Below are 14,747 nucleotides of genomic sequence, written 5' to 3' on the forward strand. Positions count from 1 at the left end.
TGTCCGAGGAGACGACCCGGACCGGAAACAACAGCGACGGTCGAGGCGTCGGGAACCGTGCGGTCGGGAGGATGGCCTTCGGTGTGGAACGACGTACACGAACGGGGGGCGCTACGCGGAGGCGGCCGCCGAGGTGTCGATGCCGTCGACGGTGACGAACCCGTAGTCGCACTCCGGGCAGTGCCACTTCTTCTTCGTTCCGAGCTGGATCTTCATGCTGGCGGCCCGGTAGAACTCCCGCGATTCGTCGCAGACGGGGCAGTCCCGCTGGAGTGACATGCTCATGTTCGGGCGTTGTGCCGCGGTGGTGTTGTAGTTTACTGGTTGCCGGCGTGCGTCCGTCGGCGACGGGTTCCTGGGGTGTTCGCGGGACGATACATCGTATGCCGCTATACAGAACTGTGCCGCCGGTGTTGCACAGATTCGGAGGATGGGCTATTTCTAGACCACCGTCTACTCGTGGTTTTTCTCGGCGGGCAAGGGAGGATATCGAACTGTTATGGCCGTGACTATCGGATAGAGGTGCAAAATTGCGTGAATTCTAGCGTTACTGGATAGTGTCGTCACTTTCGAGCAGCGAACTCAGCGGGGGTTCAGCTGGTCAGTCGGGCGGAATCAACGCCGAGACGACGATTTCGACACATTCGCCCGCGGTCAACACGGGTACGTAGTCCATCTCTCCATCGACGCCTGCTTTCAGCAGGAAGTCGGTGAGTCGCCAGATGTTGTAGAGGAGGACGGCGAACACGAAGTAGAACAGCCGGACACGGTAGTCCTTTGAGGACCTTTTCGCCAGGAAATCACCCTTGATGCTCTTGTACTCGTTCTCGATCTGCCAGCGGCGACTATACCGTCGGCAGAATGTCTCGGCGTCATCTGGCTCAACTCGGAGATTCGTCGCGAACACCGTCGTTCCTTCGCCGCTGGTCGACGGGACGTACAGAAACCGCATCGGGTGTGACCCCGCCTCGACGTGGACGGAGGCCGACTCAACAGCCACCTCTTGATCATCCTCTTCCATCTGCTCAATCACCTTACGTTCAGTACTGGTGATGCGTTTCGGAATAAGGTAGTTCACATCGAGATTCGAGAGGGTCTGAAACACGCGCATGGACTCGAACTCGCGGTCGCAGAGGACTGTCTCAATGGGGACGTGTTCTTTCGCGCGTCGAACGAGTCGCCGCACAGTACGATGAATCTGATTCGGTGGGTTCTCGTCCCACGCCGAGCTCTCTCGCACCGGCTCAACTGCGAGTACGAGCGGGATGTTCCGCCCGATGATCGAGAGGGTCGCAAACTTGAACGCTCGTCCCTCGCTGTCTTTTGTGCCGCTCACCATCGGCATGTCCGCAACATCCCCGTAGTAGGGACCCGTCGTGATGTCGATGGCGGCAGTAACAGGCCACCGGAAGGACGCTTCGGAGGCGATGACCCAGAGCAAGCGATCCGTCGTCTCATTGAATCCATCCACGAGTTCCTCGGGAGCGAACTGTTTGACAGCACGGAGGTGGGTATCGCCATGCGGGCCGTAGTCCTCGCCACGCCGATACTGGAACCGTGCAGCACCTTGTGCGGTGCCGCACCTAACCATCCCCATGAAGGTCTGCAACTCGAAGAACCGCGTGTCCGCGTAGGACGCGTTCGCGGCCCGGTCAGAGTCGAAGTGGCCGAAGGCGTGATCACGGGCGAGTCGCGTCGTTTGGACAATCTCATCCTGCGAGAACGATTCATCCTTCGCTGAGTCCTCCTCTACTGGAGGCTCGTCAACGATCTCTGCTTTGGGTTGAACCTCAGGCGCAGGGATGTCGAGATTGTGGACTTCTTTGACGTGCTCTATTGAAAATGGAAGACGGCGACGTGATTACTCCGTAACGGTTTGAGGAAATGAGGTCGAGACGGCGATTATGGGCGTCGCGTTGCTCGACCTCGTTGAGACAGCACTACGTGTGGCTAAACAAGCGTTGGGGAATCGAGCGGGCAAGCCCGACTCCGGCGGGCTTGCCCGCGAGGCGCATATCGTCGCTCACTGTATTCGCAAGGAAGAGGGACACAGCTACGCCGAACTCGTAGACCGGCTGAGTCTCATGCCGGCGGTCTGCGACCGCCTCGGCATTCACCCGGACGCGCCGCCTGATCCAACCACGTTCTACCACTCCTTCGACCGGTATGCGATGCACGTCTGGCGGGCGTTGCTGCGCATTTCCGCGCAGCAACACCCGCAGTCTGGTCACGTCGCACTGGACAGCACGTTCTTTGAACGAGAACAAGCCTCACAGTACTACCTCCAGCGACAGGGACGAAGCGTCAAGACGATCAAAGCGACGACGCTAACCGATACAGAAGCGTTGGCGGTGCTGGATGTGCACTGCTGTATCGAGCGGGAACACGATACAAGGGCTGGCCCGCGGGTCGTCCGCCGGAACGCGGACGACCTGCGGGCCGTCGCCGCCGATAACGGCTTCCAAGACTGGCACACTGAGTACGAGATCGCCGCACATGATATCGAGTACCTCGTTCACTACCGCGGTTCAACAGCGAAGGCAACTGTGAATAACGCGCTCATCCGAGCGAAGGGCTACACGCAGCGATGGATGGCAGAAACGTCCTACTCGACAGTCAAGCGAACGCAGGACTCCGCCCTGCGTTCGCGGTTCTGGTACCGCCAGTTCCGTGAAATCGTTCTCCTGTTCGCGCTCAACAACCTCAAGAAGCTCGCCAAAACGCTATGATCCCGCTCCCGTACCGCATTTTCAATAGAGCACTTTGACGACGAAGTGAGCCGCGGTCTGCACGTATTCTTGGACAGCGTCGTCGAATCGATTCCGCCACGCTCGGGAAAACGCCGATTCATCAGGGACACGGTTGAATCCCAAGACTGTCGCGACTTCGGGTTGTCGTGTGAGTCGTCGCGTGAAAGCGGCGTATGAATCCCCCGTAATCTCCATGAAGATGAACGAAAGGACCATTGCGCGAAAGGAGAACGGGGCAGGATGCCACGCTGGATACCTATCTTCGACTGAATCAATCGAGTGATCGATATTCTCGAACGCGGTGGCGAGGTCGGTCTCATGGAGATCGTTCCGGATGACGATCCCAAGCTGGTACGCTTCGCACAGATAGCGCATACGAGGAATCTCTTTAGAACGAGATTCGTCAGAATCACTTATACAATACTTGTGACAGAGATATCAAAGTCAATGCTTCGAGCGCTTGGCGAAGGCATACGGGTAGTCTGTGACTGAGCATTTCGGCTCTGTTGAAATCCTATTGTCTCGATAACGTTCCCCGCTGGATCAAGAAAGCTGCAACACAGCAAATTCCACGCACTATTGAGATTAAACACAGTCGAATTAACGGACAATCTCAATGCAGCCTAGTGGTTTACCAGCGCTTAACGCTTATTCTTTCTGACTTCCCCTACTGAGAAGTTCCTTGGCTGATCGACCTGTAAGCACCATTAATACTCCAAACGCACCCATCACTATGGCAAGGACAGGGCCGATGATTGATAGAATGCCAGATTCAGCGAGTTCACTAAAATTCCAGACGAAATATACGGTATATGCTATCAAGATTGGGATGAGAACGTATGCTGCGATTTTTTTGTGTGTCGTGTATCGCTGCATTGTTGTTATGATAATTGAGTACCTACGAGAGCAAAGCCGTTATGGAATATATCACGCCGGTTTATCTGTACTCGAGGTTTATTTAATACACTGGTTCCCAAGTGCCGTCACAGCAATCATCTACGAAATTATACCCTTGAAGAACGATACCTGCTATACAAGGGATACAAGTTAATCTCGAAGGTTCTACATAGCAGGCGTAGCATGTGATTCCGGCTGAGCCCCCTACATTTGCTACACAGTCCCAATTCACGCTGCCGCTGCAATAGAACGCGCTCGGGGCAGTTGGGCAATAGGGAGGACAGTTATATGATTGCTGGATTGTGAGATCCCCCCGAGTCGACTCCATCTCCAGGTCTGAGTCAGTCAGTATACGAGTGGTAATTCCATTATTTTCTATTCTATAGATATTTAGTTCATATTCTCCCGATTCTCGGATTAAATACCCTCTTGCGGCAGATCGAATACTTGACCACAAGAGACGAACCTCTAAAACATCTTCATCAGTGATTTTGAACGGAAGTACCACCGTTTCGTACGCATCTGTACTATCTAAGTTGATCTGTGTAACATTCGCCTTTTTGTAGTTTGGGGAATAGCCCTTCTCTTTGAAATGGTCTATGAGTGCCTTTGCCTCTTGAGTTGAACGCATTCGAGAGACCACTTTCTTTGCTTCATCTCTCCCTAACTCCTTGACTTTTGGAGTCTCCTCTTTTCCTGCCACGACACCTGTTGGCAGAAGGCTCGCCATCCCGATCGTAGCAAGGAAACTCCGCCTCCTAACAGAAGACCCTCCAGATTCACGTTCACCAGAGAGTGCTTCCCACATCTCAGCACACCCATCTCCATCATCTACTTGCTTGCTCAGTTCGTCTTGGTAACGTTCGACCTCGTGGTTATCGTCTGGCATGTAGATACACCACACCTGGCATACACTCGGCTATTGTATTCATCTCACCGACTAATGAATTCATTATGGGACAGGGACCCCCTCCACATCGGTTGCGATCCCACTCCAGTCCATAACCCCTCCTCTCACGAGTTGATCCCAACCCCCACGATGTGAGTTTTTCCCGGGTAGAGAGACGTTGGTTAAATTGTTAAATAGATGCGAGAAGTTTAAGGCCATTCCGTCTGTTACCTCCTCCCGTGCCCCTCCCACCCGATGACTGCCTTGATTCCGTTCTCGTCAAGCGTCACTCGTACCTCCGCGTTCTCATCGATCAACCAAGCCCGAAGTGTAATCTTGAAGATGAGCTGGGTGGGTCACGGTCAACACTTGACCGCGCACTCCGTGAACTCGCCGATGCTGACCTCGCGACGTACGAAAACGGGGTGTGGAAACCTACACCCCTCGGACGATACAGCTACCGGACACGAAAAGCGTATCTCGAACGCTTGGAGAATCTTACTGACGCGGCACCACTGCTCAACGAACTCTCTTCCGGGAGTCCAGTCGACTGTACATTCGTTATCGGAGCTGATGTCCACGAGAGCGACCCATCGATGCCGGATGCAGTCATGCAAACACTGCTCGACAGTGTCGAAGGCGGGCACGATGTTACCGTTGCGACACCGGTTGTCGTAACTGGCTTTGCCGAAGACTTCTACGAGTGCGTGAGTCGTGGTGAGAACTACTCGCTCGAACTGCTCATCCCACCAGAGGTGTTCGAGCGTACCCGTGCCGCGTTTCCAATACTCACGGATGAACTGCTGGATGACGAGAACGTGAGTCTGCATACTGCGTCGATCCCGTTCAGTTTCGGGCTCTGGATCGTCGATTCAGCCGAAGCAGGTATCATCGTCTTCACGGATCAAGGCGTGCGTGGAATCCTCATGAATGACACCACAGATGCACTTGACTGGGCGACAGACCAGTATGAACGCGCGAAACAGGACGCTGATCTAGTCTTCCTCCGAGGCCGCGTCTAAATAAGCGGGAAATCAGTTGCCAATCCTCGATTCAGGCTCAACTCTTCTGAATAGAAGGCACGCATCGAATCCATCCTCCGAAGTTGTGGTGTTGAAACTGGTACGCATGTCGTCGGACGTTCGCGCTTCGGCCTACTGTTCGATCGTCGTCGGCCGTCGTCCCGTTCTTCCGGCCGGGAATCCGACGCGACGCGGCGCCGACTCGGGTAGTTTACTCCCAGGTGAGTCGTCCGAGGAGGTAGCCGACCCCGGCCGCGAGTACCAACGCCGCGAGGCGCCACCCGCGCGAGAACCGGATGAACCGGGTCGTCTCGGGCGTCACCTCGAGGACACCGACGGGGGTGGCCCGGGCGCCGCCTCCGCCGCCTCCGCCGCTCCCGGTCTCTCCCTCGTCGGCGGCGCCGCTGCCGAACCCGCCGCCGAAACCGTAGACGATCCGGGCGACCGGGACGACCGTCTTGCCGTCGACCTCGATGGGGTCGCCGTACACGCGGTCGGCGTGTGCGCTGTGCTGGAGTTCTTCGATCGTGTTCCGGGCGAGTTCGGCCGCATTCCGTCGAGTCTCGGCACCGGTCTCGTGTGCGTCCGTCGTGGTGTCGGTGTCGGTCATCGTTCGTGGTGACGTCAGTTCGGGTGATATCGTGTCGAATCAATACGGCGGTCAGGCTGCGGTGGTATCGGAGTCGGTATCCGTGGCCGGAGCGCCCTCCTCGGCCGTCCGGCGACTGCGACGACGCCGCTCGTTCAGGGCGAGCGCGAGCGCGCCGAACCCAAGCAGGAACACGAGCAGTTCGGGAATCCAGCCGACCCAGGGAACCCGGACGGCGACGCCGACGACCAGAAACCCGACGAGCAGCGCGACCCAGCGGTTCTCGACGGTCGTGTAGGAGGTCAGCCAGGTGCCGACGGCGATGCGGCCGTAGACCGCCCCGACCCAGACGAGTACGGCGAACAGCACCGACCCGACGAGAGTCAGGGGGATTCCAACGATCGTCAGCGCGACCAACACCAGCAGGATCGGGACGGCGACCACCAGCCCGAGACCGAGCGCGCCCGCCTGGACCGGCGTCTCGATGGCGCTGTCGGCGACCCGCCGCGAGAACCCCGGGAACGCCGCGAGCAGTATCGCGCCCAGTGCGAGGTTCACGAGGAAGCCGTAGACGCCGAAGACCCACTCCGAAACACCCGGATCGACCGGCTCGAAGACGCCCGGACCGCCCAGCGACGAGTCGCGCTCGACGGTGCCGGCGACGGCACTCCGTGGTCCTTCGAGCCGACCGTCGTAGGTGAGGTCGCCTCCGACGCTCGCAGTCGGGCCGAGTACTATCCGTTCCGCACCGACGGTGACGTCGCCGTCGACTGTCCCGTCGATGCGGAGGGTGCCGGCGCCGGCATCGAGATTACCGCCGACGGTGGCGGTCTCGGCGACAGTGACATCGCCGGCGGCTCCGCTCACGTCGCCGTCGACGGCGCCCGCGATCCGGATACTCCCGGCGGCACTGGCGACGTCGCCGGTCACGCGGCCGGTTTCGGCGACCGTGACGTCGCCGGCGAACGCCGAGAGGTCGCCCTCGACCGTCCCGCGGACGACGACCGACCCCGCGAACGTCTCGAGACCGTCGACGGTTTCGCCCTCGGCGACGACCACGGAGCCGCCGGTGCGCGTCTCCGCGGCCGCCAGTCCGGGCATCGCCGCCAGGACCACGAGCAGGGTTACGAGGAGCACGAGACTCCCCTGGAGGAACCTGTCTCTCATATCCGACAGAACGTCTCTGGCAGGGATAACGCCGCACGGCGCTTCTCACCCGCTGGGAATCACCGACCGGCCGGTGAGGGCGGACTCCGGCGGACCGATGGGCACCGTCAGGGGTCTCCGGGTCCGGGAATCGTCACCGGCTCGAACCGCCGAAGTCCGAAGTACGTGTTCACGGTCGCACCGAACCCGACGGCTATCAGTCCCAACTGGACGGCGGCACCGACGTAGGGAATCGCCCCGAGAATCTCGACGGCGACCAGGAAGACACCGATCCCCGCGACCGTTGCGACCTCGGGGCGGTCGACCGGCAGCCGGGTACCCAGCAGATAACCGAAGACGACCTGTCCGTAGAGGACGACCAGTGCCTCGGCGAGGAGACCGAGGACGCTGAGCGGGATCAGGACGATGGTGAACGCCATGTAGACGAACAGGACGAGCGACGTGGCGGCCGCCAGCGCCCCGACGACGCCGCTGACCAGCGCGTAGTCGGTGACGGCGGCGCCGACGGTTTCCAGCAGTTCCGGTCGCCGGCCCGCGATCCACCAGCCGGCCCCCCCGACCACGAGGAACTGTACCAGGGACCCACCGAGTCGGCGGGCGGGCGAGGGTTCCGGGACCGGCTCGAACGCCGACACGTCGCCGACCGTCGCGCCCTCGGCGACCGAGGCGTTGCCGGCGATCCGCTGTACCGTGCCGGTAACCGTCGCCCCGTCGGCTATCGTGAGGTTCCCCGCGAGGATAGTCACGTCGCCGTCCAGTTCCCCTTCGATCCGTGCGGTCCCGCCGATGACGTAGAGGTCGCCCGCGGTCGTCGCCTCGGCGGGAACGCTGGCCGTGCCGCCGGCGACGACGTGGACGTCTTCGAGTTCCCCGAGACTGTGATCGCCCTGGAACGTCACCGACATCCGGTCGACGTCGCCGCCGCCGACCGAGACGAGGAGCAACACGATGATCAAAAGCGGGATGGCTTCCGTCGGGCTCACGCGGCGGCTCCCTCCCGTCGCAGTCGGGCCATCCGGCGGACGTAGAGACCGACGCCGAGACCGAACAGCAACAGCAGCGAGAGCGCCTGGACGACGTTCAGATGCGACAGCAGCGTCAGTTCGGTCGCCTGGAAGTACAGCGCCAGTGCGGTGCTGGAGAACGTCGCGAGCCACCCGGCGACGCCGACGCCGACGGCCGCGTGGGTCCCGATGGTCTCCGGCGTCGAGAGGTCGGGCCAGAGGGCGAAGTTGAGCGTCGTGTAGAAGCTCACGGCCACCGCGTACGTGATGGGGTTGAGCGGCGAGGACGGTCCCTGCACGAGCGCCGGGAACGCGGCCGCGATACGCAGGTCCGACGTGTAGAGGACGTGCGTCAGGGCGAACAGCACGAAGGTCCACAGGAAGATCCGGTTCAGCGGGTAGTTGACGTAGATCACGCCGGCCGCGACAGCGCCGACGACGTGGGCGACGGCGATGGCGAGTCGCGTCGACAGCGCCGGTGACTGCCAGGAACTGAGCAGCAGCGCCGGCGTGTCGATGATGCGCAGGAAGCCGAGGCTGTCGACGAAGAACACGCCGAACATCAGGACGACCGGGACGGCGAATGCGAGACTCCGGGTTCGAACGGGGTCCGGATGGCAGAACCGGCCGGTGCCGAACGCCCGCCGCTGGGCGTCGAGTTCCGAGAGGGCGGTCTCGACGCGGTCGACGCGGCCGGCGGACAGCACCGCGAGGACGGCGAGTCCCGGCACCATCGCAACGATCATCACCCGACTGAACACGCCGACGGACCACGACAGCGGAATCGCGTTCGCGGCGAAGTACGCGACGGCCGTAATCGCAGCGGCGACGTAGCCGCGGTCCGGCGCCGGCACGAGTTCGACCGCCAGCGAGAAGGAGACGGGAAAGCCGACGCCGAGACCGACCGACGAGGCGACGATCCACGCGCCGAAGGCCGCCGGCGTCCGAACGTGGGGCGCGACGACGGTCAGGGCGAACTGGACGCAGACGACGCCCAACAGCAGGCGGAGTTTCGTGCGGAGGTCCCTGCTCCACCCGCGGCGGTCCATCGTCACGCCCGTAGCGACGGCGACCACGAGCGTACACAGCGCGAGCGCGGCCATCCACCCCGAGACGGCCGTCTCCGACAGGCCGACCAGTCGCGTCCCCAGGTCGATGAGCCCCAGCTGGACGAACGTGAGGTTGTAGTAGTAGCCGGCGACCATCAGCGCGACGAAGAGCAGGTAGCCGGACGCCGTCGTCCACCGGCCCTCGCGGAGATACGTGAGAAGATGCATCGCTTTCGTTCCCGTTCGTGGGTCACGCCGGACGACAATAAAACGGCGACCCGGCTCCCACGTTCCGGGGTCGTCCAGCGCCCCCGTTCCCGGGACACCCCTTTGTCCTGCCGGCGACTACGGGGAGGTATGGGCAGATGGAGCCGGGCGCAGTCGATGGCAGCGCTGGCGGCCGCCGGAACCGTGACGGCCGCCGCCGTCGGCGTCCGCCGGCGCCGGGTGTCGAAGCGAATCGACGCCTACCGGTCCCGCCTTCGGGCGAGCCGTCGCACCGTCGACGCCGAACCGTACGACTCGGCCGACGTCGCCGACCTGCCGCCGCCGCCGGTCCGACGGTACTTCGAGACCGTCCTGTCGGCGGGCCAGCCGCACGTCGAGACGGTCCGGCTCCAACAGGAGGGCACCTTCCGACTCGGCGGCGCCGACGCTGCCTGGCACCCCTTCACCGCGACGCAGACCTACACCGTCTCGCCGCCCGGCTACGTCTGGGACGCCGAGGTCGAACTCCGCTCGCACGTCCCCGTGCGGGTCGTGGATGCCTACCTCGACGGCAAGGGACTGCTCCGTGCGAACGTCCTGGGTGCCCTCCCGGTCGCAAGTGCGGGTCCCGACCCCCGGACGAACGAGGCGGAACTCCAGCGGTACCTCTCGGAGGCGCCGTGGTTCCCAACGGCGCTGCTTCCCGCCGGTGGCGCCGCCTGGGAGGGCATCGACGACCGGACCGCCCGGGCGAGCATCGAGGACGGCGACGTGACCGCCTCGGCTACCTTCCACGTCGACGAGGAGGGGTACGTCAGGCGTCTCACCGCCGACCGGTACCGCCAGGACACGGACGGGGTCGCCCCCTGGGTCGGCCGCTACGCCGCCTACGCCGAGCGCGACGGGCTGGTGATCCCCACCGAGGCCGAGGTGGGCTGGGAGACGGCCGACGGCGAGGTTCCGTACTGGCGCGGCAGGATAACTGACGTCGAGTACGGGTTCGCCTGACGGTAGTCGCGGTTGTGATGGTGCGCCGGAGCGAGCGGGTCCCGACCCCGGGGCCTCAGCCCGCGATTGCCGCGATTGCGAGCGCCTCACGGTAGTTAGCCACCGCCAACAGCAGGTAGCCGCCGACGAGCAGCGCCCACTCGCTGCGCTTCAGCGACCAGTCCCGCGGCGACCGCACCCGTTCGAACTCCTCGCGCCAGCGCGGCCCGGCACGCTGGTGCCAGAGCATGACACCGCGGGTGGCGACGACGACGGCGACCATCGCCGTTATCTCGAGGGGCCCGCTCCGCTCGACCAGAACGGCGAGCGACGGGACGACGCGCGCGCCGGTGCCGACGGCCAGCGACCCCGTTCCCCACACCGCGCCGTATCCCGGCGCCTGGACGGCCAGCATCACGTATCCGAGCGGCGTGTTCACCGACCGGAGCGTGTTCGCGCCGATGGCGACGATGGAGACACCCACGTTCCAGGCGAAAAGCGTGAGGAACTCCCGGGGAACGCTGCCCACGTACTCCATGGAAGCCACCGGATTGCCGCCACGCAGTACGCCCCGGGGGAGCAGGAGGTAGCTGCCGACCCACGCGACCGTGAACAGCGTCGCGACGACGACCCAAATTGAGACGAACCGGACGAGGACGGCGTCGTGATTGACGTATCTGCCGATGCGCCCGGGGATACCGGACGCTGCGTGACTGTCCGTGTCGGTGGTCATGGACGGGACTTCGGATGCCGGCGGAAAAGGTATTGTCTCGCTTCCGGCGCGCGACGGCCGTTCGACGGAGGGGGCTCCGAGCCAGATGGAACGGTGTAACGTAGATTAACGCCCGGGTCCAACGAACGGTATGGACCGCCGATCCGTACTCGCCGGCGTCGGGACGACGCTCGCGGTCGGGACCGCCGGCTGTTTCGGGCCGTTCGACGCCGGGGAAACGCCGACCCGCCGATACCGTCTGGAACTGACCGTCCAGAACGACCACGACCGGCCCTACGACGTCCGGGCGGTCATGACCGACGCCGACGAGCGCACCGTCTTCGAGCAGTCGTTCACGCTCCGGCCGGGCGAGGGACGGGGGTTCGGCGACGAGTTCCCGGCGGGCGAGTACACGCTCGCGGTGACACTGTCCGACCGGAGCCAGTCCCGGAGCTACTGGAACACGGACCTGTGTGACGTCCACCGGGTGCGAACGACGGTCGCGGCCGACGGGCGCGTCTCCCACGCCGTCGCCTGTCTCGACGAGGACGCCGACCCCGGACCGCTGGCGGACGGGGAAGCGACGGGTTCGGAGTAGACGCCGGGAACGGTGCGTCGCCCCGACGCCGGCGTCGGCCGTTCGACCCTCGACAGCCGACGCGGTGGCCGCACTTGAAGGGACCGTTTGTTCGGACCGCAACGCACAAGGGCGGGCTTCACATTTGTTATGCCGTCTCATGAGTACGCCAGTTATCGTCGACGCCGTTCGGACGCCGTTCGGCAAGCGTGACGGTTCGTTCAGCGACACGCACCCGCAGGACCTCGCCGCGGAACCGCTGGAGGCGCTCCGCGAACGGAACGACTTCGATCCCGAGACCATCGAGGACGTCATCTACGGCTGTGTCACCCCGGTCGACGAGCAGGGGCTCAACATCGGCCGGCTCGCCCCGATGGTGGCCGGCTGGGGCGACGGCGTCCCGGGCGTCCAGCTCAACCGGATGTGCGGCTCCGGCCAGCAGGCCGTCAACTTCGCCGCCGGACAGATCGCGGCCGGCCACCACGACGTCATCATCGCCGGCGGCGTCGAGCACATGACCCGCGTCCCGATGGGGTCGGACGGCAACAGCGTCACCGACACCTACTTCGAGCACTTCGACGAGCTGACGACCCAGGGCGAGGGCGCAGAGCGCATCGCCGAGGAGTACGGCTTCTCCCGTGAGTACCTCGACGAACTCGCCGCCGAGTCACAGTCGCGGTGGGGCGAGGCCGCCGAGGCCGGCAAGTACGACGACCAGGTCGTCCCCGTCGAGACCGAACTCGACGACGACGCCGTCGTCGTCGAGGAGGACGAACACCCCCGTCCCGGAACGACCGTCGAGAAGCTCTCGCAGCTACCGCCGTCGTTCCGGAGTCCGGAGAACGGCTTCCACCACGCCGGCAACTCCTCGGGCATCGTCGACGGCTCCGGCGGACTGCTCGTCGCAAGCGAGGAGGCCGCCGAGGAACACGGCTGGGAGCCGATGGCCCGCATCGTCGACACCCACGTCGTCGGCGTCGACCCCGTGACGATGCTGAAGGGTCCCATCCCGGCAACGAACGAGATTCTCGAGCAGAACGACATGACGGTCGACGACATCGACCGCTTCGAGGTCAACGAGGCGTTCGCGGCGGTCGTCGCCGCCTGGCTCGAGGAGACCGGCGCCGACTGGGAGAAGACCAACGTCTGGGGCGGCGCCATCGCCCACGGCCACCCGCTCGGCGCGACCGGGTCGGCGCTGGTCGGCAAGCTCCCCTACCAGCTCGAGGAGTGCGACGGCCGGTACGGCATCAGCACGATGTGCATCGGCTTCGGCCAGGGCATCGCAACCATCGTCGAGCGGCTGTAACGGCTCTCGACCGCTTTTTCGCGCCGTCCGTCCGCCGGTCGGCCGCCGCTGCCGCGAGCGACGGGGCCTCCGGGCCGTCCCGCAACCGCGGCCGCTTAAGCCGCTGGCCGCGAAACCGCTCGGTATGCAGGAGACACGAAAGCGAGTGCTCGACGCGCTGGCCGAGGGACCGGTCGGTGGCCCGGCCATCGCCGAGGAACTCGACGTGTCCAGGGCGGCCGTCTGGAAGCACGTCGAGGCGCTGCGGGAGGCGGGCTTCGAGATAGAGAGCCGCGAGGACGGCTACGTCCTGGTGGGGACCCCGGAGTTCGGCGGCGCGGCCGTCGAGTTCGGCCTGGCGGCGCCCTTCGACGTCGAGTACCACGAGGAGATCGGCAGTACGAACGACCGCGCCCGCGAACTGGCCGGAGCGGGCGCCGAGGACGTCGTCGTGCTGGCCGACGAGCAGACCGGCGCGAAGGGCCGCCTCGACCGCGCGTGGGCCTCGCCGTCGGGCGGCGTCTGGCTCAGCATCGTCTGTCGGCCCGACCTCCCGCCCGCACAGGTGCCGATATACACGCTCGCGGCCGCCGTCGCCACGACCGAAGCCGTCCGCGAGGTCGGCGTCGACGCCGGAATCAAGTGGCCCAACGACGTCCTGGTCGCCGACGACGACGGCGAGCGGAAACTCGCCGGCATCCTCACCGAGATGGAGGGCGAGGCCGACCGCGTCTCGTGGGTGGTCGTCGGCATCGGTCTCAACGCCAACGTCGACGGCGAGGCGGTGCCCGACACCGCGACGACGATACGCGAGCAGGTCGGCGACGTCGACCGGGCGGCGCTGACCCGTCGCCTGCTGGAGCGGTTCGACGAGTTGCGCGCCGACACCGAGGCGGTGCTGCCGGCCTGGCGGGACCTCTCCTCGACGCTCGGGCGGCGCGTCCGCGTCGAGACGCCCGGCGGTGACGTCGTCGGGACGGCCGTCGACGTGGAGTTTCCCGGAAGCCTGGTCGTCGAGACGGACGAGGGAGAGAAACGCGTGTCAGCGGGCGACTGCGAGCACCTGCGGCCGGTCTGATTACTCCAGCGCCTCCGAAATCGAGGGGTCGGCGGTGGTGGGCTGTTCGTCGGAGGGTGCCTCCCGCGAGCGGCCGTCCTCGCCGACGCGGACGGTCAGGACGGGCACCTCCGAGGCGCGGACGACGCGCTCGGCGACGCTGCCGAGGATGAGGCGGTTGAGCCCGCCCCGCCCGTGGGTGCCCATGACGACGAGGTCGCAGTCGTTCTCGCGGGCATAGTCGACGATTTCGCGGCTGGGGGGCCCCTCCGTTATCGAGGTGACGACCCCGTCGACGACCGCCCGGTCCTCGGCGGCCGCCAGCGCCGTCTCGCCCTCCTCGCGGAGCATCGACGTGACGCTCTCCCAGGACGTCTCCATCGGCAGGTTGGCGAAACTGGCCGTGTTGACGACGTAGAGGAAGTGCAACTCGGCTCCGTGGGCCCGCGCGAGGTCCGACGCGTGGTCGATCACCCGGGTCATGCCCGCCGAACCGTCCGTCGGAACGAGGATTCGCTTGTACATTGTCACCACGTCACAGAAAACGTTGCC

At 64.2% G+C, this 14,747-nt stretch carries 14 protein-coding genes and 2 pseudogenes; 6 read left to right on the plus strand and 10 right to left on the minus strand.

Going from position 1 to position 14,747, the window contains the following annotated elements:
• Nucleotides 1–111: 111 nt before the first annotated feature.
• The gene (locus NLF94_RS07310; RefSeq protein ID WP_254840808.1) at nt 112–285 is read right to left on the minus strand and encodes a DUF7838 family putative zinc beta-ribbon protein; all 174 of its coding nucleotides are present in this window, start codon (nt 283–285) and stop codon (nt 112–114) included.
• Nucleotides 286–601: 316 nt separating this feature from the next.
• Nucleotides 602–1,828 (minus strand): annotated as a pseudogene (locus NLF94_RS07315) (transposase); the annotation flags it as partial.
• Nucleotides 1,829–1,904: 76 nt separating this feature from the next.
• On the opposite strand from NLF94_RS07315, the gene NLF94_RS07320 reads away from it, so the two are divergent.
• Entirely contained in the window at nt 1,905–2,729 is an 825-nt protein-coding gene (locus NLF94_RS07320) for a transposase (protein ID WP_254840810.1), read from the plus strand.
• Nucleotides 2,730–2,753: 24 nt separating this feature from the next.
• Here NLF94_RS07320 and NLF94_RS20930 read toward each other — a convergent pair.
• Together NLF94_RS20930 and NLF94_RS07325 are read right to left on the minus strand one after the other, a co-directional pair.
• Nucleotides 2,754–3,125: pseudogene (locus NLF94_RS20930) on the minus strand (transposase); the annotation flags it as partial.
• A 583-nt stretch (nt 3,126–3,708) separates the two neighbouring features.
• Entirely contained in the window at nt 3,709–4,536 is an 828-nt protein-coding gene (locus NLF94_RS07325; RefSeq protein WP_254840811.1) for a hypothetical protein, read from the minus strand.
• Nucleotides 4,537–4,775: 239 nt separating this feature from the next.
• Here NLF94_RS07325 and NLF94_RS07330 point away from each other — a divergent pair, with 239 nt between their 5' ends.
• On the plus strand, nt 4,776–5,558 hold the full coding sequence (locus NLF94_RS07330; protein WP_254840812.1) for a helix-turn-helix transcriptional regulator: 783 nt from the start codon (nt 4,776–4,778) through the stop codon (nt 5,556–5,558).
• 211 nt (nt 5,559–5,769) lie between these two features.
• On the opposite strand, the gene NLF94_RS07335 is transcribed toward NLF94_RS07330, so the two are convergent.
• The 4 genes from NLF94_RS07335 to NLF94_RS07350 form a co-directional block, all read right to left on the minus strand.
• On the minus strand, nt 5,770–6,168 hold the full coding sequence (locus NLF94_RS07335; RefSeq protein WP_254840813.1) for a spore germination protein GerW family protein: 399 nt from the start codon (nt 6,166–6,168) through the stop codon (nt 5,770–5,772).
• 51 nt (nt 6,169–6,219) lie between these two features.
• Nucleotides 6,220–7,314, minus strand: a complete 1,095-nt coding sequence (locus NLF94_RS07340; protein ID WP_254840814.1) for a bactofilin family protein — start codon at nt 7,312–7,314, stop codon at nt 6,220–6,222.
• A gap of 107 nt (nt 7,315–7,421) precedes the next feature.
• Nucleotides 7,422–8,297: a polymer-forming cytoskeletal protein gene (locus NLF94_RS07345; RefSeq protein ID WP_254840815.1), complete on the minus strand. Its 876-nt coding sequence runs from the start codon at nt 8,295–8,297 to the stop codon at nt 7,422–7,424.
• Nucleotides 8,294–9,595, minus strand: coding sequence for an MFS transporter (locus NLF94_RS07350; protein WP_254840816.1), 1,302 nt, complete (start codon nt 9,593–9,595; stop codon nt 8,294–8,296). The genes NLF94_RS07345 and NLF94_RS07350 overlap by 4 nt, the downstream gene beginning before the upstream one ends.
• A gap of 129 nt (nt 9,596–9,724) precedes the next feature.
• On the opposite strand from NLF94_RS07350, the gene NLF94_RS07355 reads away from it, so the two are divergent.
• The gene (locus NLF94_RS07355; RefSeq protein WP_254840817.1) at nt 9,725–10,582 is read left to right on the plus strand and encodes a DUF6920 family protein; all 858 of its coding nucleotides are present in this window, start codon (nt 9,725–9,727) and stop codon (nt 10,580–10,582) included.
• A gap of 55 nt (nt 10,583–10,637) precedes the next feature.
• Here NLF94_RS07355 and NLF94_RS07360 read toward each other — a convergent pair whose 3' ends face one another.
• Nucleotides 10,638–11,294 carry a hypothetical protein gene (locus tag NLF94_RS07360; protein ID WP_254840818.1) on the minus strand — a complete coding sequence of 219 codons (657 nt, stop codon included), beginning with the start codon at nt 11,292–11,294 and terminating at the stop codon, nt 10,638–10,640.
• Between the two features lie 130 nt (nt 11,295–11,424).
• On the opposite strand from NLF94_RS07360, the gene NLF94_RS07365 reads away from it, so the two are divergent.
• The 3 genes from NLF94_RS07365 (at nt 11,425) to NLF94_RS07375 (ending at nt 14,216) form a co-directional block, all read left to right on the plus strand.
• Nucleotides 11,425–11,871 (plus strand): Ig-like domain-containing protein, encoded by a 447-nt coding sequence (locus NLF94_RS07365; RefSeq protein WP_254840819.1) that lies wholly within the window; start codon nt 11,425–11,427, stop codon nt 11,869–11,871.
• Nucleotides 11,872–12,010: 139 nt separating this feature from the next.
• Entirely contained in the window at nt 12,011–13,159 is a 1,149-nt protein-coding gene (locus tag NLF94_RS07370; protein WP_254840820.1) for a thiolase family protein, read from the plus strand.
• A gap of 124 nt (nt 13,160–13,283) precedes the next feature.
• On the plus strand, nt 13,284–14,216 hold the full coding sequence (locus tag NLF94_RS07375) for a biotin--[acetyl-CoA-carboxylase] ligase (RefSeq protein ID WP_254840821.1): 933 nt from the start codon (nt 13,284–13,286) through the stop codon (nt 14,214–14,216).
• Here the strand turns inward: NLF94_RS07375 and NLF94_RS07380 are convergent, their stop codons facing one another.
• Nucleotides 14,217–14,720, minus strand: coding sequence for a universal stress protein (locus NLF94_RS07380; protein WP_254840822.1), 504 nt, complete (start codon nt 14,718–14,720; stop codon nt 14,217–14,219).
• Nucleotides 14,721–14,747 lie beyond the last annotated feature (27 nt).

It is taken from the genome of Natronomonas marina (genome assembly GCF_024298905.1).
GTDB lineage: Archaea > Halobacteriota > Halobacteria > Halobacteriales > Haloarculaceae > Natronomonas > Natronomonas marina.